Here is a 23,929-nt window from a genome sequence, read left to right on the forward strand (position 1 = left end):
CCGGTCCCGCTATTCCGCCGCATCGGCGCCGGAAGGAGCGGCACCAGTCTTGCGCGGGTACTTGCGGGCGACATAGTCGTCGACGATTTTCTTGAAGTCCTCGGCAATGGCCGCACCGCGCAGGGTCGCGACCTTTTCCCCGTCGACGAACACAGGCGCCGTCGGTGCCTCGCCGGTGCCGGGGAGCGATATGCCGATATCGGCATGCTTGCTTTCACCGGGGCCGTTGACGATGCAGCCCATGACGGCAAGCGACAGGTTTTCCGCCCCATCGTACTGTTCGCGCCAGGTCGGCATCATGCCGCGCACGTAGCCCTGCACGGTGTCGGCCAGTTCCTGGAAGAAGGTCGAGGTCGTGCGCCCGCAACCGGGGCAGGCCGTGACCAGGGGTGTGAAGGCGCGCAGGCCCATGGTCTGCAGCATTTCCTGGGCGACGATGACTTCCTTGGTGCGGTCGCCACCGGGCGACGGCGTCAGCGACACACGGATGGTGTCGCCGATGCCTTCCTGCAGCAGCACAGCCATGGCGGCGGTCGAGGCGACAATGCCCTTCGAGCCCATGCCGGCTTCGGTCAGGCCCAGGTGCAGGGCCCAATCACCCCGGTTGGCCAGTTCGCGGTAGACCTTGATCAGGCTCTGAACCTCGGAGACCTTACAGCTGAGCACGATGCGGTCGCGCGAAAGACCCAAATCTTCGGCTCGCAGCGCGTTGGAGATCGCCGACTGAACCAGGGCTTCCTGCGTCACTTCCGCGGCTGTCATGGGATTGGCCGACTTGGCGTTCTCGTCCATCAGGCGGACCACCAGGTCCTGGTCGAGCGACCCCCAGTTGACGCCGATGCGCACGGGCTTGCCGTACTCGATGGCTTTTTCGACCATCTTGGAGAACTGCGTATCGCGCTTTTCCTTGAAGCCCACGTTGCCGGGATTGATACGATACTTGTCCAGGGCCTCGGCACAGGCCGGATGGCTGTCCAGCAGCTTGTGGCCGATGTAGTGGAAGTCGCCGACGATGGGCGTATCGACGCCGCGCGCCAGCAGCTTTTCCTTGATATGCGGGATCGCGGCGGCGGCGCGTTCCGTATCGACGGTGACGCGAACGATTTCCGACCCCGCCTGGGCCAGGGCATGGACCTGCTCGACCGTGCCGTCGATGTCGGCGGTGTCCGTGTTGGTCATGGACTGCACGACGATGGGGTTGAGGCCGCCCATGGCGACCTTGCCGATTTTGACGGGGACGCTCACCCGACGCGCCTTGGGACCAAAGGCGAACGCGCGGTCGGTGGGAAGCGCGGCTTCCTGAGACATGAAAGTGGATCCTTTAAACGCTCAACGGCAACCTACATGGGCCCGGCCGCGGCGGCGCACAAGCGAGAAACCGCGCCTGCCCGGCCCGTGGGGCATGTTTTGCCCGACGCCCGGCCCGCGGTCAACGGTCGTGACGGCCCTGTCAGCCGGAATGCCCGGCCGGTTTGACGGCGGGTCAGCGGAAAACGGCGGTGCCGGCCTTCAGACGCTCGGGGTCGAGCAGCACATTGCGCACGACCTCGCCACTGGCGCCGACCGCCGGGGCGCTGTCGCCGTCGACGGTGATGGTTAGGCCGCCGGCATTGCCGGTCTTCAGCTTCAGGTCGGGCCGGTCGGGCACGGCGTAGGATTCACCGGCGCGCAGCAATTTACCCCAGACCCAGGTATCGGTGCCCTGTTCACGGACTTCGACCCAGCTGTCGCTGATCGCCGTCAAGACGATGCGGGCTTCCGCGGTTTCGGTCGGCGTGCTGGCGACTTCCGTCGCCGCCGGCGCGGGCGGGCTTTCCGATGCCTCGGCAGCCAGGGTCGACGTGTCCGATGCGACCGGGGCCGGAGGTGCCGACAGTTCGGCGGTTTCCACGGGCTGGGCGATGGATTCGGGCGGACGCACGGTTTCCGTTTCCGTCACCGGCGCGGCGGCAGGCACGGATTCCGGCGCCGAAGATGCCGTGGCGGGTTCGCTGGCCGGGGCCGGCACGGCGTCGGGTTCGGTCGCCGGCGCGGGGGCCGGTTCCGTCTGCGCCAATTCCGGCTGCGCCTGTTCGGTCGGGCTCCCGGTCGGGCTCCCGGTGTCGGCGGCCGCCACCGTTTCGGCCCCAACGGCGGCCGACTGATCGGAAGCCTGGGTATCGGAGGGCTGGGCATCGCTGCCCACGCCTGCCGGCATGGCCGACTCCGTGGCGGCTTCGGTCACTGCTGTCGGTTCCGGCGCAGCTTCGGATGAAAGGGCGGAGGATGCAGGCGCGGGCTTGTCCGCGGCCACGGCCTGGCTACGGTCCGGGCCATCGTTTTCCGCACCGCCCGGCAGCAAAGCCGCCAAGCGCGCGGGCACGGGCTCGATCCATTGCTTGAAGAAATCGTTGTCGACGGTCGAGCTGTACCAGCCGCCGTAAGCAATGACGCCGATCACCACGCCAAGGAACACAACGGCACCCCGCGGAATGCCCGTCTCGGACATCGGCGACGGGAAGACCAGATCGGCCTTCGGCGTCTTGCCCGGCTGCAGGGTTTGTTCCCCTTTGAAGCGGCGCACCACTTCTTCACTGTCCAGCCCTAGATAATCCGCATAGGTGCGGATGAAACCGACCGCGTAGGTCGTCCCCGGAAGCTGATCGAAATTGCCGTCCTCGATGGCCTGCAAGTGACGGCGGCGAATGCGCAATACCTGGGCGATGACGTCCAGATCTTCACCACAGCGCAATCGCGAGGCCCGTAACAACCCCCCGACGCCCGTACGATGATCAGCGGCGGCGCCCCCCGGCGTCGCCCGTGAGATGGGATCGTGGTTCACGCGTAGGTCACCCCTTTGCCCCAACGTCCGCCCCTTGGAATCCCGACGCCCGGGCGATCCGAAACCGGTGCCCGGCGGCTGGATGGCCGCGGCGATGACGCCCCCCGGGGTCACGCGGCAGCCGAATTTAAAGGCGAATCGTTTCGTCTTTTCCGCAGACTTAATAATCCCACAAAAAGTCATGTAGATTCAAGCAGAAAACCGGTTGCTTTAAACCATTACACCATGATCTGCGGCAAAGGCCCTCAATTTTTCCCGAAGGGAATGGGCCGGCGACTGCGACAACCCGGAAAGATAGTTTTCCAAAGCCCCCACATCGAGCGAGCGGACCATGGCCTTGACTGGCCCGATCGACGGCGCCGACATGGACAGATTGCGGTATCCCAAACCGATCAAGGTCATGGCCGCCAGCGGATCGCCGGCCATCTCGCCGCACAGGCTGAGATCCGTGTTGGTTTCCGCGCAATGCCGCGCGATCTGGCCCAGGAAATTGATGGCAGCGGGCGCCAGGTCATCGTAGCGGGACGCGACCATGGGATTGCCACGGTCGGCGGCGAACAGGAACTGCAGCATGTCGTTGGAGCCGACGGAAATGAAATCGACCCGCTTGGTCAGGGCCGGTAGTTGGAAAATCAGGCCCGGCACTTCGAGCATCACCCCGGCCCGCACGGTGGACGGCAGTAACTGGCCGCGCCGGCGCGCGCGGGCCAATTCGGCGTCCAGCAGCTTTTTGGCGGCATCGAATTCGGCGACTTCCGTGACCATGGGGAACATCACGCGCAGCGTCTTACCCGCCGCCGCGCGGATCAGGGAGCGCAGCTGGTCGCGCATCAGCGCCGGGCGGTCGAGCGACACCCGGATCGCACGCCATCCCATGGCGGGGTTTTCCTCCGATTCCTCGGCATCCCAATAGGGCAGCACCTTGTCACCGCCCGCATCCAGGGTGCGGAAAGTCACCGGGCGGTCGCCGGCGCGCTCGTAAACCGTGGCGTAGATTTCCTGCTGGCGATCGACGGTCGGAGTTTCGGCTTCCACCATGAAGGGGATTTCCGTGCGGAACAGGCCGATGCCAATGGCCCCCGTGTGGTCCAGGTGCATGAGGTCCACGCGCAGCCCGGCGTTGAGCAGCAGGTTGACCGCGACACCGTCCTTGGTCACCGACGGCAGGTCCTTCAATTCCGCATACTGGGCGCGCTGTTCGGCGCGCAGCCGCATGCTGTCCTCGAAGGTGATGCGGATGTCCTCGCCCGGACGCAGATAGACCTGACCATGATCGCCGTCGATGATCAGGGGATCACCTTCTTCGACCCGATCAAGAATATTATCGAGCCGCCCGACAACGGGCAGGTCGAGCGCGCGGGCGACAATGGCGACATGGGCGTTGGGCGAACCTTCGGCCAGAACCAGGCCGCGCAATTTCTGGCTGTCGTAGTCCAGCAGCTGCGCCGGGCCCATGTTGCGGGCGATCAGGATCGCGTTGTCGGGCATTTCGCGGGGCCCCGGCTCAGCCCCCATCAGGTGTTGGGTCAGGCGATAGCCCAGGTCGTCCAGATCGTGTGCCCGTTCGCGCAGATAAGGGTCATCGATCCCGGCCATGCGGGCGCGCAGATCGTTCTGCACGCGCTGCACGGCGGCTTCCGCGGACAGGCCGGTAAGAATGGCGTCTTCGATGCGTGACAGCCAACCCGCGTCCTGAGCGATCAGGCGGTAGGTTTCCAGGATGTCGCGATGCTCGCCGCCCTTGGCCATGTCGTCGGAGGCCAGCATGTCGTCGAGCGCCCCATGCATGGTCTTGAACGCCTGGTGCAGGCGCTCGCGTTCCGCCGCCGGGTCGTCGCCGACGATCCGCTCGATGTACAGATGGGGGCGGTGCAGGACGGCCACGCCGATACCGATGCCGCCGTTGAGCTTCAATCCCTCAATGCGCAGCGGTTTCAATGCAATGCCGTCGACCGGCAATAGTTCGTTCGCCGCCACCAGATCGCCACCGGCAACCAGTTCGGCCAACACCATGGCGACGGTCTGAAGAGTTTCGACCTCTTCGTCCTCGTAAGCGCGGCGGGTGCGGTTCTGCACCACGAGAACGCCGGTAACCCGCCCGCCGCGCAGAACCGGCACACCCATCAGGGAATGAAACAGTTCTTCACCGGTTTCCGGACGATAAGCAAAGCTGGGATGAGATTGCGCGTCCTCAAGAGCAAAGGGCAACGCATGAGCCGCGATTTCACCGACCAGACCTTCGCCGATGCGTAGGCGGGTCTTGTGCACGGCGTCCTTACGCAGGCCCTGGGTGGCGAACAGTTCGAGCACGTCGCCGGCGCGGCGCAAGTAGATGGAACAGACTTCGGCGACCATTTCGAGGGCGATCACCTGGACGATCTGATCCAGGCGTTCCTGCGCCGTCGCCGCCGCCGCCATGACGGCGCGGACCCGGCTGAGCATGCGCCGGGGTACGGGCGACACGTCCGTCCGCCGGCGACCGACGACCGGGGGCTTCTTCGGCGCCTGTCCCCCCGCCTTGGTAGCCGGGTTTTGCGGGTTCAACTTATCGTTCACTGGCTAAAGGACCCCTGCTTTGATCTGCACGCGCGGCCTGCCCGGGTCCGTTTCCCCCCCGGCGTCGCTATCATATAGGATCAAATAGCCGCGATGGCGACCGCGATGCCGCCGGAATTGTTCGCCGTGGGGGCCATTACCGTGCCGGCACGGCCCCGACCGGATGCCTTTTAGGCGGCGTCCAGCCCGTAGGCCGTGTGCAGGGCGCGCACCGCCAGCTCGGTATATTCCTCGGCGATCAGCACGCTGACCTTGATTTCCGAGGTCGAGATCACCTGGATGTTGATGCCCTTGTCGGCCAGGGTCTGGAACATGGTCTGGGCGACGCCCGCATGCGATCGCATGCCGACCCCAATAATGGAAATTTTTACCACGCCGTCCTTGGCGACCAGATCCTCGTAGCCGATTTCGGCCTTCTTCGACTGGATGATCGACTTGGTGCGTTCCAGATCACTTTTGGTCACCGTGAACGTCATGTCCGTGGCCTTGCCGTCGGCGGACACGTTCTGCACGATCATGTCGACGTTGACGCTGGCTTCCGCCAAGGGACCGAAGATGCTGGCCGCCACACCGGGCCGGTCGGCGACACGGACCAGGGTGATCTTGGCCTCGTCCCGGGAATAGGCGATACCGCTGACGACTTGCTTTTCCACGATTTCTTCCTCGTTCACGACCAGGGTGCCGCGCTCGGCGGAGAAGCTTGAGCGGACTTCCGTGCGCACCCCGTGGTTCATGGCCATTTCCACGGCGCGGGTCTGCAGGACCTTCGCACCTTGGGAGGCCATCTCCAGCATTTCCTCGTAAGTGATCTTGCTCAGCTTGCGGGCCTTGGCAACGATCCGGGGGTCGCAGGTATAAACCCCGTCGACGTCCGTGTAGATGTCGCAGCGGTGCGCCTTGAGCGCCGCCGCGAGCGCCACCGCCGAAGTATCGGAGCCACCACGGCCCAAGGTGGTGATACGACCGTCCGGGGCGACGCCTTGGAACCCGGGGACGACCACGACCTCACCCTCCTGCAGGCGGGCCTGAATTTTGTCCGTGTCGATGCCGGTGATCCGCGCCTTGGCATGGACATCGTTGGTATGGATGGGAATTTGCCAGCCCTGCCAGGATCGGGCGGAAACGCCGATATCCTGCAGCGCCAGGGCAAGCAGGCCCGACGTCACCTGTTCGCCCGAAGCGACGACGGCGTCGTATTCCCGGGCGTCATAGAGTTTGGAAATGTCATCCACATAACCGACGAGCTGATTGGTCACCCCAGCCATGGCCGATACCACCACGGCGATCTGATGGCCCGCGTCGACCTCGGATTTGACGCGCTGCGCCACCGCTTTGATGCGGTTGACGTCGGCTACCGAAGTGCCGCCGAATTTCTGCACGATCAACGCCATGGAACCGGTGTCTCTCCCGATTGCTGAAAGATGCCCGAAAACCGGAAATTTCCGTCGGAATTACTTGCCCTTGTCTGCCGGGCGGCGCCTTCTTACTCTTAATCTGCGTTGCGGGCAAGGTGCCCGCGCCGCCAACAACGCAAAGGCCCCCTATGACCGCCCAGACCGCGCCGAAGACATCGTCCCGACCGACCACCGCCGATGACGGCGAAGTCGCCCGCTTTCAGGCCATCGCCGACGAATGGTGGGACGCCAAGGGCAAGTTCCGCCCGCTGCACCGTATCAACCCGGTGCGCATCGCCTATATCCGTGATCGGGTGGCGGCCCATTTCGGCATGGACGCGGACAAGGCGGAGCCGCTTTCCGGCCTCACGCTGCTCGACATCGGTTGCGGCGGCGGTCTTTTGGCCGAACCCATGACCCGGCTGGGCGCCAAGGTCACAGCCATCGACGCCGGCGAAAAAAACGTCGCCGTGGCGAAATTGCACGCCGATCAGATGGGCCTGGACATCGATTACCGCCACGTCTTGCCCGAAAATTTGGCCGACCTGGGCCAGACCTACGACGTGGTTCTGAATATGGAAGTCGTCGAACATGTCGCCGACCTGGATGCCTTCCTGGCCGCTTCGGCCGGGCTGGTGCGACCCGGCGGATGCATGGTGGTGACGACCCTGAACCGCACGATCAAGTCCCTCGCCCTGGCCAAGATCGGCGCCGAATACATCCTGCGCTGGCTGCCCGTGGGCACCCATGACTGGCGCAAGTTCGTGCGCCCGTCGGAACTGGCCGAGGGCCTGGCCGCCCACGGCGTGCGGCTTACCGACCTGGAAGGCATGGTATTCAACCCCCTGAACGATACTTGGCGCTTGGACGCCCGGGATCTTGCCGTCAACTATCTGGCGTTCTGCGTCAAGGACATCCACTAGACAATCCCCACGAAACATATCTGTCACATGCCGCCGCTAGGATGCGCTCAAACGGGCGATCAACGGGAACCTGGACGGAACGGATATGTCGGAACTGGCGGCGGTCAAAAGCCTGCGATATCGCTATGTCCTGGGCTTGGCCGCCATCGCGCTGCTGGTCACGGCGTCGTTCGTCACCATGCATTTCATCATCGACAAACAGTCGGACTACGCGCATCTGATCTTCATCGCCGGCGGCCAGAACGGGCAGGCCAACCGCATCGCCCATTTCGCCGGACAGATGGCCTTCGCCCAGGACGAATACGAATACGAGATTTCCCGCGCCCAGTTGGGCCGTGCCGTCAACGCCATGCAGCGGGCACACCTGCTGCTGCTGACCGGCAACGCGGAGGCCGGGATTCCCCAGGTCATGACTGCGGACCTGGAAATTATCTATTTTGACAACACCGTCGGCCTGGACCTAGCAATCAACCGTTTCCTCGACCACGCGCGGGACATCTACGCCATGCGGTTCGGTGAACTTCGGTTCAATACATCTTCCTACGTGTATCTGATCAACTACGGCCCTCATGTTCTGGAGCCGATGTTGAATTCCGCGGTCGAAGCCTACGAAGCCTTTTCCCGAAGCGCCATCGGACGAATCAAGCGGTTCGAGACGGGGTTGTGGATATGCGCCCTCTTGGCCCTGCTCGGCGAGGCGCTGTTCATCTACCGTCCCCTTGAATCGAAGGTCCGCGCGACGGTTCTGGAATTGGAGACCAAGAACAACGAATTGCGCCGCACCATCATGGACATCGCCCAGGCCCAGACCGCCATGGAGCGCCAGAAGGACCGTGCCGAGCGCGCCAACCGGGCGAAGACCGAGTTCCTGTCCAACATGAGTCACGAATTGCGCACGCCCTTGAACGCCATCATCGGCTTCTCCGGCTCGCTCAAGGAAGGTGTTTACGGGCCGCTTGCCAACGACCGGCAGGAAGAATGCCTGCGCGACATCAATACCTCCGGCAGCCACCTTCTGTCCTTGATCAACGATATCCTGGACCTGTCCGCCGCCGAGACGCAGCAGTTGCACCTGAGCGAGACAGAGATCGACTTGGACCGGGTGATCTCCGAAACATTCCGCATGATCGACGGCGACGTGGCACGCAAAAGCATCCACCTGGGCGCCAATATCGCACCCAACCTGCCCGGCCTGATCGCCGATGAACGGCGGATCAAGCAGATCCTCCTGAACCTGCTGTCCAATGCGGTGAAATTCACCAGCACAGGCGGGCGGGTGACGGTCGCGGCCTTGCTGCTGGACGGCGGCGGACTGCGTCTTGCCGTCACCGACACGGGCATCGGCATGGACGCGGAGGAACTGGAGATTGCGTTGTCACGGTTCGGCCAGGTTGGCCAGACCATGACCCGCGACCACCAAGGCACGGGCCTTGGCCTGCCGCTCGCGATCGAGTTGGCGAATACCCACGGCGCGACCACCGAAGTCGTCAGCGCCAAGGGTAAGGGAACGCGCGTGAACGTCGATTTTCCGCCGGCCCGGGTATCCAGCCGGCAGGCCCCACGGCACCGCCCCCTGCCGCGCCTGACCGTGGTCTGACCGTCGGGTCTTCTAGACACAACCCATATTCGCTATCATCCCGCCCAACCCCTTCACGATCCCGCCCGTCCGGGCGCGCATCACCAAGGAAACAAGAAACCAATCTGTTCGCGGGCGAAGCTACCCGCGCGCGAACGCCTACGGGAGGACTACAGACATGAATTTGGGATACATCGGACTCGGCATGATGGGTGGCGCGCTGGCGCGGCGGCTGATGCGGGAACACAAATTGCGGGTGTTCGATCTGAACCGCGCGGCCGTCGACAGCTTCGCCACCGACGGCGCACAACCGGTCCAGGATCCGGCGTCCCTGGCCCGCGAATGCGACATCATCCTGACCTGCCTGCCGAGTTCGACCGAGGTCCGTCAGGCGATCTTCGGCCCCGGCGGCCTGATCGAAGGGCTGGAGCCGGGCAAACTGATCGTCGATCAGACCACGGGCGATCCCAATGAGACCCGCGCCATGGCGGCCGATCTTGCGGAAAAAGGAATTAGCCTGATCGACGCCCCCGTGTCCGGCGGCCCCCACGGAGCCGAAGCCGGCACCATCGCGATCATGGCCGGCGGGACGAAGGAACAGTTCGACAAAATCCGGCCCTATCTGGAAACCATCAGCCCCAACATCTTCCACTGCGGCGATGTCGGCGCCGGCCATACCATGAAGCTGGTCAACAACGTGACCAGCGCGTCGATCCGCATCGCCACCTTCGAGGCCGTGATCATGGGCATGAAGAACGGGCTGAGCCTGGACACCATGATCGAGGTCTTGAGCAAGGGATCAGGGCAGAGCAATGCCTCCAAGATTTCCCTGGCCCGCATCCGCGACCATGCGCCGGGGACCTTCGCCATGGACCTGATGCACAAGGACGTACGTCTGGCCTGTCAGCTCGGCAATGATTCAGGTGTGCCCATGATGGCGTCGAACCTGACCCGCGAGTTCTTCCAGGCCGGCATGCAAACGCTCGGCCCGAAAGCGAGCTGTGACGACATCATCAAGGTGTTGGAACGTAATGCCGGAGTCTCGTTCACGGACTGACGTCCGCGAAAAGGGACGATGGTCAGTTGTCGCGGCGCTGGGGGCGGACCGGCAGGCGGAAGAATTCGATGCCTTCCTCCTCCAGCTCGGCGGCGTCATCGTCCGACGCCTCGCCATAGATACCGCGTTCGTCGGCATCGCCGTAATGAATGGCGCGGGCTTCGTCGGCGAACTGATCACCGACGTAGTCGAATTCCTGTTCGACGTTGTCGCGCAGCTTGCCGACCGCGGTCAGGATACGCCGCGCGACCTCGTGCGCCTTGGCTTCGGCGAATTTATCCGTATCGGATGACTTGGCGATGCCCGGCGCCATGATCGCCTTGGTCACATCGACGTCGCCGCAATGGGGGCAGGTCACCTGCTGGCGTTTGACCTGGCGCTCGTAACCGGCGCCGTCACGGAACCAAGCATCGAATTCGTGGTCCTGGCTGCAAATCAGTCGATAGCGGATCATTGCTCGGACTCTTTCTGTGCCGACGGCCCCGAAATTCCCGTAGAATCATGCCGTAAGGCGTATTTTTAGGGCCAATCGCGCCTGTTATAGGCGTTTTACCCCCTGAAACATAGTATGAAACGCTTAACAAAATCCGAATCGCCGGCCCACGAAAGCCCAGGAAACGCCCCATGTCCGACGCCCCCCACCACCTGAAATTCAAGGCCCCTTCGACCTGGATTACGCGGTTCGCCCCCTTAGCGCCCAAGGGCGGCTCTTCGGGCGGGATGGTGCTTGATCTTGCTGCGGGGGGTGGGCGGCACGCCCGCCATTTTCTGGGTCGGGGCCATCCGGTGACGGCCGTGGACAAGGACGTCTCGGCCCTGGCCGACCTAGCCCGCGATGAGCGCGCCGAGGTCATCGCCATCGACTTGGAAGACGGCAAGCCCTGGCCTTTTCCACCCTGTGCCTTCGCCGCGATCGTGGTCAGCAACTATCTGTTCCGCCCGCACTTCGAAGGCCTGATCGCGTCGCTCGAGCCGGGCGGGGTACTGCTATATGAGACCTTTGCCCGCGGCAATGAGGCCTTCGGGCGGCCGCGCAACCCGGATCACCTGCTGACATCGGGCGAATTACTGGACCTTGTCCGGGACCGGTTGCAGGTCGTCGCCTATGAACACGGAGAGACGGACGAAGCGCCCCCCGGCGTGAAACAGCGCATCTGCGCGGTCAACGATCTGGGCCTATCGGCCCGCGACGATGGCGAACCCGCGCCCCATCCCCTGGCTCTTGGCTGAGATCAGAAATTGGCACGCTTTTCGAAAAGGCAATTTCTTAGGCTGTTGGGAGACATCGTCAAATAAGTGTCCCCTTCAAACAATCCTTCGCGGTGCTTTAAGCGACGGGCCATGGGTGTTAGCGATTCAAAGCAATGTTCGACGAACCCATCGCACCGGAACTGCCGTGCGTGCTTGTTTTTATAGGCTTGCCCCAGAACACCATATCGACACTTCCCAACCAGACTAAGAGCCGTTCGCACAATCTCCTGCCGTTCCAAATTAGTCAGTGGTTCGTCCGGGGAAATGTCCGCCGAATATGCGCCCCAAAAACAATTGTGCGCGTTACCGTGCGCCTTGAAGCCGCCAACAGTAGAAATAACGCAGTTCTGGCGGCGGTTAATCAGGATGCCCGGTATCCAGAAGTTACCGATCCAAGGTTCCATCTCGACCACCCGATGGGCATCAAGGTTGGCCACCTCATTCTCGTTCGAATCCGGATCGGGGCCGATGTATATCCCGGTATGCCCGAAACTCTTGAATCCCTTCAGATTCAAATTTCGAAATAGAACGTCACCGGGCTTGGCATCAGTAATTCCCATGTCCACCACCTCTTTCGCCGCCCCTACAGAAGCCTGTGCCTCATTTGCGAATTCTGCCAAAAACGCCTCGGGCCGCAGGCCGCGGGCAATGCAGTCGTCCGTATAATCGAGCAACGGCTCGCTACGCACCATATCCCGTGTCAAGGCGGCCAAACGAACCAAAGCGCTGGGATCGCCGGGCTTTGACAACGCGAATGCGATGCCGATCAGACTGGCCTGCAAGGCTTGGCTGAACTCGTCATCGTTACCCCATGCCTCCCAAACACCTTTCCCTCGGTCTCTATAAACGTTCAGCACCAACGGATGCGAAATCACACCCAGGATTTGGGCACTAATGATCGCCCGTGCCTTTACATGCTCAAAAGGCATGGGCAGGCCCCGTTCCATCGTTTGGAAAATTGCATCCAGGCTATTCAACAGATCCTCGTTGCGCTCGGTTGCAAGTTCGTCTTCGATCTCATCGATGATCGGGGCAACCGCGCCGAAAACATCGTAAAGCGAGCCCGCGTCCAATACCCGCAAGAGCTGCGATTGGAATTGATCGATATTCATGACTGGTGACCCTGCATGCAGACATTCCGATGCCGGCCAATATACTCTTATAAATTAATTTAGAAAATTCTAATTAATTGCATTGGTTGTGGATTCACCAGTTCCGAAATCTTCCAAATGACGGTGCAGCAGGTCCGTAAATGCCGCGGCACGTTCCCCCAGCGGCCGGGCCGTCGGGAACATTGCCTTCAATTCATAGGTTACCGCCGGGCGGAACGGGCGCAGCACCACACCCCGGCCCGCATGGGCCTGCGCCGTCAGGGGGTCGAGCACGCCGACGCCGACGCCGTCGGCGATCAATGGGCAGAGCGAAGCTGAGAACGAGGATTCGAACACCACGTTCGGGATGATGCCCGCCGCGTCCAGGCAAGCCAGAAACTGCTGCTGCAGGCGGCTGTAGTCGGACAGCACCAGCAGCGGAACCCCGTCCAGATCCTGTGCCGTGACGGCATCTTTATGAGCAAGCGCGTGATCCTGTGGCAAGACGCAGACCGCCTCGTGCACCGGCAGGGTACGGGTCACGACGCCTGGAGAGTCGGCCGGCACCACGGCGACGCCCAAATCACATTGCTGCATGGCAACCAGGTCCAGAACCTCGGGCGAGGAGCCGGTCTTGAGCGACAGCGCCACCCCCGGCCAGGCTACGTGAAAGGCGCGGATCACCGGCGGCAGGCAAAAGAACGACGGTGCCACCGAAGCGGCGATGCGCAATTCCCCCTGACGGCGCTGGCGCAGTTCCGCCGCCGCGCGGGCGACACGGTCCAGGCCGTGGAAGCTGCGCTCAACCTCACGGAACAGAGCCACGGCGTCGGGAGTCGCGATCACCCTCCCGGCCGCGCGCTCGAACAGGGGCAAGCCGATTTCCGCCTCCAGGTCCCGGATCAGGCGGCTGACCGCCGGCTGGGTGATGCCCATCAGACCACCGGCGGCGGTCATGCTGCCGGTCTGGAACACGGCGCGAAAGGCTTCAATCTGACGCAGATTGAGGCGCATGGGGAATGACGCTCCATAATATTTGGTTATGGATGGCTAATATTTTGAATTCGACATTATCCTATGACCGCTGTCAAATCAGTTTCATCGCCGATCCCGCACAGACGGGCACGGCGCAGAGGAAACCGCCGATCCAAGGAGCCCGCCATGGCCGTCACCGTTAAACAGTTGAATCCCTCCTTCGTGGGCGAGGTTCAGGACATCGACCTGTCCCAGCCCATCAGCGACGACACCTTCGCCGAAATCCAGGCCGCCATCGACGCCAACGCCGTGCTGATCTTCCACGGGCCGACCCTGGACGAGGATGCGCAGGCCGCCTTCGCCGAACGGTTCGGGCCGCTTTACGCCGATAACCGGCTGCTCAAAACCGGGCTCAAGGACCGCATCGGGCCCAAGCTGGTCGATATCTCGAACCTGAACGAAAACAACGAGACAATGGACCGTGGCGACCGCCGGCGCATGTTCGGGCTGGCCAATCAGCTGTGGCACACGGATGCGTCCTTCAAGAAGGTGACGGCGAAATATTCGCTGCTGCATGCCCATACGGTGGTGCCCGAGGGCGGCGAGACCCAGTTCGCCGACATGCGCGCCGCCTATGATGCCCTGCCACAAAAGATGAAGGACCGGATCGAGGGCATGGTGGCCGAGCACTGCATCGCCACCTCGCGCGCCCAATTGGGCTTCACCGAATTTTCCGACGCGGAACGCGCCGCCCTGCCGCCGGTTCAGCACGATCTGGTCCGCGTCCACCCCGCGACCGGGCGCAAGGCGCTTTATCTCGCGTCCCATGCCTCGCACATCGTCGGCATGCCCTTGCCCGAGGGACGTATGCTGATCCGCGACCTGATGGAACACGCGACCCAGCCGCAGTTCGTCCATACCCATACCTGGCGGGTCGGCGATCTGGTGATCTGGGACAACCGCTGCACCATGCACCGGGCCCGCCCTTACGATCTGGATGCCTACCGCCGCGACATGCGCCGCGCCACGGTCATGGACCCGGATTATATGGAAAACGCCGCCCAGAAGACCGCGTAACCCGTCAACTTCCCGACAACGCGCGCCGCCGCGCCGGATTGATCTCCGGGGCGGCGGCGTTGTTCGTTAGTTGCATGGTAACTTCCTTGATGGCATGATCGGGGCAATTAAGGAATTTTGGGGACCAAAAAGGGGCTTTCGGGGACTTGGCAATATCCGCAGCTAACTCGTGGAAACGACATCTGATGGCCGCCGCCGCTGTGGCCGCGCTGACCGTTGTCGCCTTTGCCCCCCAGTCGGCGAACGCTGCTTGCGCCCCCACCGACGACTTTGCAGGTGTCCGCCTGCCCACGACCTGCCTGACCCCGGACGAAAGCCAAGCCGTTCAGATGCGCATGTTCCGCGCCGAACTGGCCGTGGCGGCGCTCAGCTGCCAGCAGCAATCCCAGTACAATACCGTGGTGACCCGCCATCAGGACGAACTGGTCCGCGAAGGCCGCGCATTGCGCGGCATTTTCCAGCGCGTCTACCGCGCCGGGGCGGAACGGGAACTCAATCGCTTCATCACCCACCTGGCCAATCGCGCGTCATTGAAACGCCTGACGCAGCCGACCTATTGCCAGACCATGGCCCGCGTGTTCCGCGAAGCCCAGGCCCAGCCGCGTCAGGGGCTTCTCGCCTATATCCAGGGCGTGCCTACGACCACCTCCATGATGGCGTCGGTCACGCCGCCGCCCAGCGCACAAGCCCTGGCGGCCATGGATACCGCCGCCGGCAAGCCCGGGAAGCCCGTCATCGACGACTGAGGCAAGCCGAAAAAATCCACCCCATCGCCAAGCTGCCCAACGGGCGGCTTTTTTATTTGCTGAGAATGATCTCGACGCGCCGGTTCTGCGGCTCGCGCGCACCATCCGGCGTCTGCACCAGGGGTTCGCGCTCGCCTTTCCAGCGCACGACGATCTCGCGCGCGGGAATGCCCAGACGGGCCAGTTCACCCATCACCGCTTCGGCCCGACGCTTGGACAGGCGCAGGTTATAGGCATCCGTGCCCGACCTATCCGCGTGCCCCGTGGTTTCGATACGGGTCACCGTCATGGTCTTGGCGTTGGCGGCGGCGGCCTTGATGATCGCCTGGGCGTCGGCGGTCAGATCCGTCTTGTCCCAGTCAAAGAACACCAGGTAATTGCGCGGTGCTTCCGGCGCCGGCTTGGCCACGGGCTTCGGTTCCGGCGCGGGGGCCTGAACGGGAATCGGCTGAGGTTCGGCCTTCGGCATGGGCTTCGGCGCGCCGAAGGACCAGCGCAGGCCGACCATGATGCGGTGTTCGCCCGAATCCGACTCCACCTCAATGCCGGAATCGGTCCGCAGGTCGCGGTCCGCAGTGCCGACATAGCGATATTCCGTGAACAGGCCCAGTTGATCGTCGATCTTATAGCTCACACCGGCGATGCCCTGGTAGGCGAACACCTGATCGCTTTTCGAGATGCGCGAGCCGCCGACCGGCGACAGATCGCTGGCCTTGATCACCGCGGCACCGATACCTGCGCCGATATAAGGCGTCCATCGGGAATTCGTTTTGAAGTCGTACAAGCCGTTGAACATCAGACCAAACATCGAGGTTTCGCCCGACCCATTGGTGCCGGAGAACGAATCCACGTTGGCGTTGCTGTAGGACAGCTCACCCTCGGCCCGCCAGTTGTCGGAAAACGTCGTGCCCAGCGCAATGGCGCCGGCGAAGCCCGGATCGGATTCCTGCTTCGTGTTGACCGTGCCGCCGGTGATGTCCCAGTCGCTTGGCTGGGTCCCCCCGAGCGCGCCAGAGACATACGGCCCGGACGACTGCGCCTGAGCGGTTCCGGTTACGACAAAGGCCGCGAGCGCCATGGCGCCGGCGGCGAGAGTTTTCCTGAGCTGGTACACGGTCATCCTAAACATACAATTGCGTGTCGGGTTCGTTAATCGGCAGTATAACCGATCCGTGGTTGCCGCGCTGCAACAATTCTAAATTTTTTCAAGCCGGTGACGGGCTCAGTTGGGCGTGCCGCCGCCGTCGAACGGTCGGTCATGGGCCAGGGACGGCACTTTGGCCCGCGCCTTGTCGACCGCCGACAGGTCGATCTCTGCCAACACGATGCCCGTGTCCTCGCCGCCGTCGGCGATGACCTCGCCCCAGGGGTCGACCACCAGGGAATGGCCATAGGTCTTGCGCCCGTCCATGTGTTCGCCGGTTTGCGCCGGGGCGAACACGAAGCACCCCGTTTCGATCGCCCGGGCGCGCATCAACACATGCCAGTGCGCCCGCCCCGTGGGCCGGGTGAAGGACGCCGGAATGGCGATCATCACCGCCCCCGCCTGGGCCAGGCTGCGGTGAAGGTGCGGAAAGCGGATGTCGTAGCAGATGGTCATGCCCAGCTTGCCCCAGGGCGTATCGGCGACGACGGCGCGGGTGCCGGGCTCGTAACTCTTGCTTTCCCGGTAGCTTTCGCCGTTTTCCAGGTCGACGTCGAACATATGGATCTTGTCGTAGGTCGCGACGATGTCACCCGTGTCGGAGATCAATACCGAACGATTGGCGAACTTGCGGTCCAAGGTTTCGTGTTCGACCACCATGGAGCCGATCAGCACCCATACGCCGGCTTCACGGGCGGCATCCCGGAACCGGGGCAAGTTGGGGTCGGCGTCAAAAGACGTGACCTTGGGGGCAACGTTCTTAGCCCCCGTTTCGACCAGGGTAACGACCTCGGGAAACGTCACGAAGTCCGCCCCCATGCCGGCGGCTTCCTTGATGCGGGCGACGATCATGTCGCCGTTGGCGGCGGGGTCGTTGCCCGAATTGGTCTGCACCAGGGCGGCAGTGAAGGTCGTGGTCATGGTCCCGGCCTACCCAAGGCCCAGGATGACGTCCAGGGCACCCTTGGCGTCGAGCGCATGGATGCCGTCGCAATCGCCGATATGGTCGCCGTCGACGAACACCTGCGGAACCGAGGTCGCGCCGCCCGCCCGCGACGACATTTCCTTGCGCTTGGCCGGTGCCATCATCACGTCGATTTCCTCAAACGCCACGCCCTTGTCCGTCAGCAGGCGTTTGGCCGCATGGCAATAGGGGCAGAAGGGGCTGGTATAGATTTCGATTTTCTTTGTCACGTTGTCGGATCCTGGACTCAATCGCGGGGCATTCCGCCTCCCTTATATAGGTCAGGGCCGGTTGCTGGAAAGGTGCCGCTGCACACTATTCCGCGCGCGGTCGCGCAACCCGGGCCAGGGTCAGCACGTCGACCGCCCCCGCACCCGCGCGCAACAGAACCCGGGCACAGGCCTCGACCGTCGCCCCCGTGGTGAATACGTCATCCACCAACAGCACCCGCGCGCCCCGCAGCCTTACCTGGAACTTGGGTTTCAGGCGGAAAGCGCCGCGCACGTTACGCGCCCGCGCCGACGCCCCCAAACCACCCTGGGACGGCGTGCGGCGGCGGCGAACCAATAAATCCGGTATCACCGGCAGATGCCGGCCACCGGTCAACGCCCCACGGGCCAAGGCCTGGGCCAGCAGGGCCGACTGGTTGTAGCGCCGCCGCCAGAACCGCGTCCAATGCAGGGGCACGGGGGCGATGATGTCGGCCTCGGTGAGCAATTCCGCCCCGGCACGGGCCAGCCAGCGCCCGAAAGCGGGGGCGGCCTCGGTGCGGTCGCCGTGCTTGAACCCCAGGATCATGCCGCGGCTGGCGTCGTCATAGACCAGAACCGCGCGGGCACGCTCATAGACTGGCGGGCGGCGGATGCAGGCGGCGCACAGCGCCTCCTCCCCGGCATCATATTCAAAGGGTATGCCGCAGCACGCACAGGCGGGTAGCCCCAGGAACGTCACCGCGTCCCAGCAAGGCGGACACAGGCTGCCAGGCTCATCCACCATTCCGCCGCAGGCCAGGCAATGGGGCGGCAAGATGACGTCCAGCAACCGCCGGCCGGCCGACCTCAGCCCGGCGGCGAGCGCGCCGCCGCCGTCCGATCCGGTGCCGTCCAAGGCGCCGTTTATGCCGGGCGAACGATGTGTCATATAGATACGATGACCGAAACGATCCATGTGTTCAATCGCACCAAGGTGCGCCATCACCGCGACCGCGCGGCACCCCTGCTCGACGCCCACGGCTTCCTGTTCGAAGAAACGGCCGACCGTCTGGCTGACCGGCTCGACGACATCACCCACCGCTTTCCGCTGGCCCTCGACCTGGGCTGCCACGGCGGCGACATGGGCGGACAGGTGTTCGGCCCCCGCACCATGGGGCGCGGCGGGATCGAGACCCTGATCCAGGCCGATCTGTCGCCTGCCATGGCGGGCCGCGCCAATGCGTCCGGCAGGCCGACCATCGCGGCGGACGAAGAATTCCTGCCCTTCGCCGATGCCACCTTCGATGCCGTGCTGTCCAACCTGTCGCTGCATTGGGTCAACGACCTGCCGGGGGCGTTGCTGCAGATCAGAAAGGCGCTCAAGCCCGACGGCCTGTTCCTGGCGTCCATGCTGGGCGGCGGCACGCTGGCCGAACTGCGCGACTGCCTGGCCGAGGCCGAGATCGAAATCTGCGGCGGCCTGAGCCCCCGGGTGTCGCCCTTCGCCGACGTCCGCGACCTGGGCGGGTTATTGCAGCGCGCGGGCTTTTCCCTGCCCGTGGTCGACGCCGATCAGGTCACCGTCAGCTACGAAACCCCCATGAAGTTGCTCTACGATCTGCGCGCCATGGGCGAAAGCAACGCCGTCGCCGAGGCCAAGTCCGGCCTGGCCCGGCGTGACGTTTTGGCCCGCGCCATGGCGATGTACGAGGAGCGCCACCGCGACACCGACGGCCGCTTCCCCGCGACCTTCCGGATTTTGACCCTGACCGCCTGGGCCCCGGCGCCGACCCAACAGCAACCCCGGCCCCCCGGCAGCGCCAAGACACGGCTGGCCGAAGCCCTGGGCACCCAGGAATTCAGCCTGGGCGAGAAGGCCCAGCCCAAGGATTGAGGTGCCGCCGAGACCTCGGCGTTGAAATGTTCCGAGGCGGGGAGTAGCTTTCCGGCCATGAAGTTTCACGCTCCCCTCGTCAAAGGCACCCTGGTCAAGCGCTACAAGCGCTTCATGGCCGACGTGACCCTGAAAGACGGCACCGTCGTCACCGCCCATTGCGCCAATTCGGGATCGATGCTGTCGGTCAACGAGCCGGGGGCGGAAGTCTGGATCAGCCCGGCCGCCAACCCGGACCGCAAGCTGAAATGGACCTGGGAACTGATCCGCATCGGCGAGACACTGGTCGGCATCAACACGGCCCTGCCCAACGCCATCGTCGCCGAAGCCATCGAGGCCGAAAAAGTGCCTGAACTAACCGGCTACAAAACCCTGCGTCGCGAGGTCAAATACGGCCAGAATTCCCGCATCGACATCCTGCTGGAAGACCCCAAGAAGGGCTTGTGCTACGTCGAGATCAAGAACGTCACCATGCGCCGAAACCTGGATGACGGGCCGCTGGAATTTCCCGACGGCGTGACCTCACGCGGTGCCAAGCACCTGGTCGAACTGGCCGACATGGTCTCCCAGGGCCATCGCGCGGTGATGCTTTATCTGGTTCAGCGCGAGGACGGCAACCGCTTCGAGATCGCCGGCGACATCGACCCGGCCTATGCGGACGGCCTGGAAGAGGCGCGCATGAAGGGGATCGAGGTTCTGTGTTACCGCTGCGCCGTCACGCCCGAAGACATTTCGTTGAGCGACCCCGTGCCGGTCACGCCTTAAGGGTGCACACGCGGAACTGGTCGCGCCTGCGGATAAGGTCTGATAAAACGGTCGCGATACACGACATCTGAGTTGCCTTTTCGAATTTACCGCTTATTTGAGACGCCATGAAAGAGATCGTCAAAACCGTGCCGTCCCGTGACGGTCGTCAGATCAAGATCCACGGGCCCGAGGGCTTCGCGGGTATGCGCGCGGCCGGCCGTCTCGCGGCGGAAACGCTCGATATGATCACGTTCCATGTTCAACCGGGCGTGACGACGGAGCGCCTGGACGAGCTTTGCCACCAGTTCATCGCCGATCACGGCGCCATCGCGGCCCCGCTGAATTATCGCGGTTTCCCGAAATCCATCTGCACCTCGGTCAACCATGTGGTCTGCCACGGCATTCCCGGGCCCAAAGTGCTGGAGGACGGCGACTGCATCAACATCGACGTCACCACCATCGTCGACGGCTGGCACGGCGACACGTCGCGCATGTTCCATGTCGGCAAGCCCAAGGTGAAGGCGGAAAAGCTGGTCGACACCACCTTCGAGGCCATGTGGGAAGGCATCAACATGGTGCGCCCGGGGGCCCGCCTGGGCGACACCGGCCAGGCGATCCAGAATTATGCCGAGGCCCGGCGTTATTCCGTGGTCCGCGATTTCTGCGGCCACGGCCTGGGCAAGGTGTTCCACGACGCGCCCAACATCATGCATTTCGGCCGCGCCGGCGACGGCGACGTCCTGCATGAAGGCATGTTCTTCACCATCGAGCCGATGATCAACGCCGGCAAGTTCGACGTGAAAATCCTGGCCGACGGCTGGACCGCCGTGACCAAGGACCGGTCGCTCTCGGCCCAGTTCGAACATTCCATCGGCGTGACGGCGGACGGGTTCGAGGTTTTCACCCTGTCGCCCAACGGCCTGGACCGGCCGCCCTACAAGGTCTGATCCGGGGCGGGGCGGTGGCGACGGGCGACGACGAACAGCCTGACGCGGCCCCCGACGCGGCCAAGACCCCGCATTTCCACGGCCATCGCCAACGCCTGAAGGACCGGTTTCTCAAAACCGGGGGCGACCAACTGCCCGATTACGAACTGCTGGAACTGCTGCTGTTTCAGGCCCTGCCCCGACGCGACGTCAAGCCCTTGGCCAAGGACCTGCTGGACCGTTTCGGATCGTTCGCCGGGGTGGTGACGGCCGAAGCATCGCTGATCCACCAGGTGCCGGGGGCCGGCGACGCGGTTGTCGTTGCGCTGAAAACCGTGGCGGCGGCGGCCGAACGCCTGGCCCGCGACGAACTGGCCTCGGCACCGGTCCTAAGCAACTGGGACAAGCTTCTGAAATACTGCCGCACGGCCATGAGCCGCGAAGGCCGTGAACAATTCCGGGTTCTCTACCTCAACCGCAAGAACGCATTGATCAAGGACGAGGTGCAATGGCGCGGCACCATCGACCACACGCCGCTGTACCCGCGCGAGGTCGTCAAGCGGGCGCTGGAACTGCAGGCCGCCGCCCTGATCATGGTTCACAATCATCCGTCCGGCGACCCGACGCCGTCCCAGGCCGACATCGACATGACCCGCCAGGTCGCAGACGCCGCGCAAAGCATGGGCATCGTCCTGCACGACCATTTGATCATCGCCAAGTCGGGACATACCTCGTTCCGCGACATGGGCTATCTTTGATTGACGTCGGTCAATCCACGGCACGCCGACAGAAGATAGGCTGGCGCAAGCATCTTTGCGCAATGGAACAAGGCAGATGATTGTGACCATTCGGCGCCGGATCTATTACCTGATCGAGGCCAGCCACCCGGATCACCCCGGGTCGCGGGTGTTCGATATCGCCATGGTCACCTTAATCGTCGCCAACGTGCTGGCGGTGATTCTGGAGACGGTGCCCGGTCTGGACGTCGCACATGGCCAGTTGTTTCTCATGTTCGACCGTGTCTCCGTCGCCGTGTTCACGGTTGAATATCTGGCTCGGCTGTGGGTCGCCGTCGAACATCCGCCGGTTGCCCGCCACGGCGCCTTTCTCGGCCGCCTGCGCTTCGCCATGGGCCCTTACCTGCTGATCGATCTGCTGGCGATTGCGCCCTTCTACCTGTCGCTGTTCATTCCCGCGGCGGACCTGCGCGTGCTCCGGGTTTTCCGCCTGCTCCGCATGCTGAAGCTGGCGCGCTATTCACCGGGCCTGAATACCTTGATGCGCGTCCTGGCCGAGGAAGGGCGGGCCCTGGGGGCCGCCTTGATCGTCATGCTGGGGCTACTGGTGGTCTGTTCGACCATCGTCTTTCACCTGGAACACGCGGTCCAGCCGGACAAATTCGCCTCGATCCCCCATGCCATGTGGTGGGGCTTGGCGACCTTGACCACGGTCGGCTACGGCGATGTCGTGCCGATCACGGTGCTGGGCAAAATTGTCGGCGGGGCCATGATGATCTTCGGGCTCGGCATGTTCGCCATTCCCATCGGCATCATCGCCTCCGCCTTTTCCCGCGACATCCACCAGCGCGATTTCGTCATCTCGTTCGGCATGGTGTCGGGCGTCCCGGCGTTTTCCCACCTGGGCCCGGTGCAGATCGAACAGATCGTCCGCCGGCTGCAATCCCGCCGCCTGCCGGCGGGCAGCACCGTGTTCACCAAGGGTGATCCGGCGAATGCCATGTATTTCATCCTGAGCGGCACCGTGCGCGTCCACCTGCCGGGCCGCACCATCGACATGGGCGCCGGTGAATTCTTCGGCGAAATGGCGCTGTACCGCGACACGCCCCGGCTGGTCCGCGTCCATTGCCTGACCGATTGCAGGCTGTTGCGCTTGGCCAAGGATGATTTCAACAGGCTGTCCGAGGACGACGCCGACTTCCGCCATAAGATCGAGACGGTGGTCAGGGAACGCCGGATGGAGCAGGAAACCGAGATCGCGAAAGACCCCCGCGCCTAGGCGCTCGGGGCCGTGTCGTCCACCGCCAAGGACTCGCGCAGGCGTTTGGCCAGGATGCGCTGGCGGCGATCGCGAATGATCTTCAGCGACAGCCTGTAGCCGGCCCATCCACCGATCAGCGCCCAGGGGATCCAGCCGATAGCCAGCGGCAGGCCGAACTGCTCCCAGACATATTCGAAATAATGGGCCACGGTTTCCCAAAACGTCTCTTCCTGCCAGGCGTCGAAATTGAACAGCTTGGCGAAGGAGTCGTAGCCCGATACATGCCTGATCCGGCCCAGCATCACCTGCCCGGTGACGTAGAAGCCGTAATACATGGGCACCATGGTGAAGACATTGGAAATCCACACCCAGGCCAGACCCTGGATCAGGTGGAAGCTGGTCTTGGGGTGCAGACGGAACAGCAGCCAATGGGCGGTGACGAGGGGCATCTGGATGCCGACCAGGGGCGTCAGGCCCCAGAACACGCCCCAGAACACGCCGCGCGCGGTGTATTCCGGCGAATGCGGGCTGCGTTTCATGGGGACCAGGAGCTTGTAACGCATGAAGCGCTTGGCCCCATGCCAATATCCCGTCCCGT

At 63.7% G+C, this 23,929-nt stretch carries 23 protein-coding genes; 11 read left to right on the top strand and 12 right to left on the bottom strand.

Annotation, left to right across the window (positions count from 1 at the left end; all coding sequences use genetic code 11):
• Window positions 1-9: 9 nt before the first annotated feature.
• The 4 genes from ispG to KFF05_14835 form a co-directional block, all read right to left on the bottom strand.
• Window positions 10-1,308: a flavodoxin-dependent (E)-4-hydroxy-3-methylbut-2-enyl-diphosphate synthase gene (ispG, locus tag KFF05_14820; GenBank protein ID UTW51171.1), complete on the bottom strand. Its 1,299-nt coding sequence runs from the start codon at window positions 1,306-1,308 to the stop codon at window positions 10-12.
• A 175-nt stretch (window positions 1,309-1,483) separates the two neighbouring features.
• A complete protein-coding gene (locus KFF05_14825) occupies window positions 1,484-2,821 on the bottom strand; it encodes a DUF4115 domain-containing protein (protein UTW51172.1) in 1,338 nt (445 codons plus the stop codon).
• A 210-nt stretch (window positions 2,822-3,031) separates the two neighbouring features.
• Window positions 3,032-5,263 (bottom strand): phosphoenolpyruvate--protein phosphotransferase, encoded by a 2,232-nt coding sequence (ptsP, locus tag KFF05_14830; GenBank protein UTW53738.1) that lies wholly within the window; start codon window positions 5,261-5,263, stop codon window positions 3,032-3,034.
• Window positions 5,264-5,547: 284 nt separating this feature from the next.
• Complete coding sequence (locus KFF05_14835) at window positions 5,548-6,768, bottom strand: aspartate kinase (protein UTW51173.1); 1,221 nt, start codon at window positions 6,766-6,768, stop codon at window positions 5,548-5,550.
• Between the two features lie 152 nt (window positions 6,769-6,920).
• Here KFF05_14835 and ubiG point away from each other — a divergent pair, with 152 nt between their 5' ends.
• The 3 genes from ubiG to KFF05_14850 all read left to right on the top strand — a co-directional run bounded on the left by ubiG (window position 6,921) and on the right by KFF05_14850 (window position 10,327).
• Window positions 6,921-7,694 carry a bifunctional 2-polyprenyl-6-hydroxyphenol methylase/3-demethylubiquinol 3-O-methyltransferase UbiG gene (ubiG, locus tag KFF05_14840; GenBank protein UTW51174.1) on the top strand — a complete coding sequence of 258 codons (774 nt, stop codon included), beginning with the start codon at window positions 6,921-6,923 and terminating at the stop codon, window positions 7,692-7,694.
• An 85-nt stretch (window positions 7,695-7,779) separates the two neighbouring features.
• Complete coding sequence (locus KFF05_14845; GenBank protein UTW51175.1) at window positions 7,780-9,291, top strand: hypothetical protein; 1,512 nt, start codon at window positions 7,780-7,782, stop codon at window positions 9,289-9,291.
• Between the two features lie 157 nt (window positions 9,292-9,448).
• Window positions 9,449-10,327: an NAD(P)-dependent oxidoreductase gene (locus tag KFF05_14850; GenBank protein UTW51176.1), complete on the top strand. Its 879-nt coding sequence runs from the start codon at window positions 9,449-9,451 to the stop codon at window positions 10,325-10,327.
• 22 nt (window positions 10,328-10,349) lie between these two features.
• Here the strand turns inward: KFF05_14850 and KFF05_14855 are convergent, their stop codons facing one another.
• A complete protein-coding gene (locus KFF05_14855) occupies window positions 10,350-10,781 on the bottom strand; it encodes a DUF1178 family protein (GenBank protein UTW51177.1) in 432 nt (143 codons plus the stop codon).
• A gap of 170 nt (window positions 10,782-10,951) precedes the next feature.
• Here KFF05_14855 and KFF05_14860 point away from each other — a divergent pair, with 170 nt between their 5' ends.
• Window positions 10,952-11,557, top strand: a complete 606-nt coding sequence (locus KFF05_14860) for a class I SAM-dependent methyltransferase (GenBank protein ID UTW51178.1) — start codon at window positions 10,952-10,954, stop codon at window positions 11,555-11,557.
• Window positions 11,558-11,559: 2 nt separating this feature from the next.
• On the opposite strand, the gene KFF05_14865 is transcribed toward KFF05_14860, so the two are convergent.
• Both KFF05_14865 and KFF05_14870 read right to left on the bottom strand, forming a co-directional pair.
• Entirely contained in the window at window positions 11,560-12,690 is a 1,131-nt protein-coding gene (locus KFF05_14865; GenBank protein UTW51179.1) for a hypothetical protein, read from the bottom strand.
• Window positions 12,691-12,759: 69 nt separating this feature from the next.
• Complete coding sequence (locus tag KFF05_14870; GenBank protein ID UTW51180.1) at window positions 12,760-13,683, bottom strand: LysR family transcriptional regulator; 924 nt, start codon at window positions 13,681-13,683, stop codon at window positions 12,760-12,762.
• Between the two features lie 147 nt (window positions 13,684-13,830).
• On the opposite strand from KFF05_14870, the gene KFF05_14875 reads away from it, so the two are divergent.
• Window positions 13,831-14,721 carry a TauD/TfdA family dioxygenase gene (locus KFF05_14875; GenBank protein ID UTW51181.1) on the top strand — a complete coding sequence of 297 codons (891 nt, stop codon included), beginning with the start codon at window positions 13,831-13,833 and terminating at the stop codon, window positions 14,719-14,721.
• 185 nt (window positions 14,722-14,906) lie between these two features.
• On the top strand, window positions 14,907-15,467 hold the full coding sequence (locus KFF05_14880) for a hypothetical protein (protein UTW51182.1): 561 nt from the start codon (window positions 14,907-14,909) through the stop codon (window positions 15,465-15,467).
• A gap of 52 nt (window positions 15,468-15,519) precedes the next feature.
• On the opposite strand, the gene KFF05_14885 is transcribed toward KFF05_14880, so the two are convergent.
• From KFF05_14885 to KFF05_14900, 4 genes are all read right to left on the bottom strand, one after another.
• On the bottom strand, window positions 15,520-16,587 hold the full coding sequence (locus tag KFF05_14885; GenBank protein ID UTW51183.1) for an outer membrane beta-barrel protein: 1,068 nt from the start codon (window positions 16,585-16,587) through the stop codon (window positions 15,520-15,522).
• Between the two features lie 102 nt (window positions 16,588-16,689).
• Window positions 16,690-17,532, bottom strand: a complete 843-nt coding sequence (locus KFF05_14890; GenBank protein ID UTW51184.1) for a carbon-nitrogen hydrolase family protein — start codon at window positions 17,530-17,532, stop codon at window positions 16,690-16,692.
• Between the two features lie 9 nt (window positions 17,533-17,541).
• Window positions 17,542-17,805 (bottom strand): glutaredoxin 3, encoded by a 264-nt coding sequence (gene grxC / locus KFF05_14895; protein ID UTW51185.1) that lies wholly within the window; start codon window positions 17,803-17,805, stop codon window positions 17,542-17,544.
• Window positions 17,806-17,890: 85 nt separating this feature from the next.
• A complete protein-coding gene (locus KFF05_14900; GenBank protein ID UTW51186.1) occupies window positions 17,891-18,715 on the bottom strand; it encodes a ComF family protein in 825 nt (274 codons plus the stop codon).
• A gap of 9 nt (window positions 18,716-18,724) precedes the next feature.
• Between KFF05_14900 and KFF05_14905 the strand changes: the two genes are divergently transcribed.
• The 5 genes from KFF05_14905 (at window position 18,725) to KFF05_14925 (ending at window position 23,349) form a co-directional block, all read left to right on the top strand.
• The gene (locus KFF05_14905; protein UTW51187.1) at window positions 18,725-19,660 is read left to right on the top strand and encodes a methyltransferase domain-containing protein; all 936 of its coding nucleotides are present in this window, start codon (window positions 18,725-18,727) and stop codon (window positions 19,658-19,660) included.
• 57 nt (window positions 19,661-19,717) lie between these two features.
• On the top strand, window positions 19,718-20,425 hold the full coding sequence (gene sfsA, locus KFF05_14910; GenBank protein ID UTW51188.1) for a DNA/RNA nuclease SfsA: 708 nt from the start codon (window positions 19,718-19,720) through the stop codon (window positions 20,423-20,425).
• 107 nt (window positions 20,426-20,532) lie between these two features.
• Window positions 20,533-21,354 (top strand): type I methionyl aminopeptidase, encoded by an 822-nt coding sequence (gene map / locus KFF05_14915; GenBank protein UTW51189.1) that lies wholly within the window; start codon window positions 20,533-20,535, stop codon window positions 21,352-21,354.
• The gene (gene radC, locus KFF05_14920; protein UTW53739.1) at window positions 21,351-22,091 is read left to right on the top strand and encodes a DNA repair protein RadC; all 741 of its coding nucleotides are present in this window, start codon (window positions 21,351-21,353) and stop codon (window positions 22,089-22,091) included. The genes map and radC overlap by 4 nt, the downstream gene beginning before the upstream one ends.
• Before the next feature lie 76 nt (window positions 22,092-22,167).
• Window positions 22,168-23,349: an ion transporter gene (locus KFF05_14925; GenBank protein ID UTW51190.1), complete on the top strand. Its 1,182-nt coding sequence runs from the start codon at window positions 22,168-22,170 to the stop codon at window positions 23,347-23,349.
• Here the strand turns inward: KFF05_14925 and KFF05_14930 are convergent.
• Window positions 23,346-23,894: a DUF2062 domain-containing protein gene (locus tag KFF05_14930; GenBank protein ID UTW51191.1), complete on the bottom strand. Its 549-nt coding sequence runs from the start codon at window positions 23,892-23,894 to the stop codon at window positions 23,346-23,348. The genes KFF05_14925 and KFF05_14930 overlap by 4 nt on opposite strands.
• Window positions 23,895-23,929: the final 35 nt, after the last annotated feature.

It is taken from the genome of bacterium SCSIO 12827, from assembly GCA_024397995.1.
GTDB lineage: Bacteria > Pseudomonadota > Alphaproteobacteria > Rhodospirillales > Casp-alpha2 > UBA1479.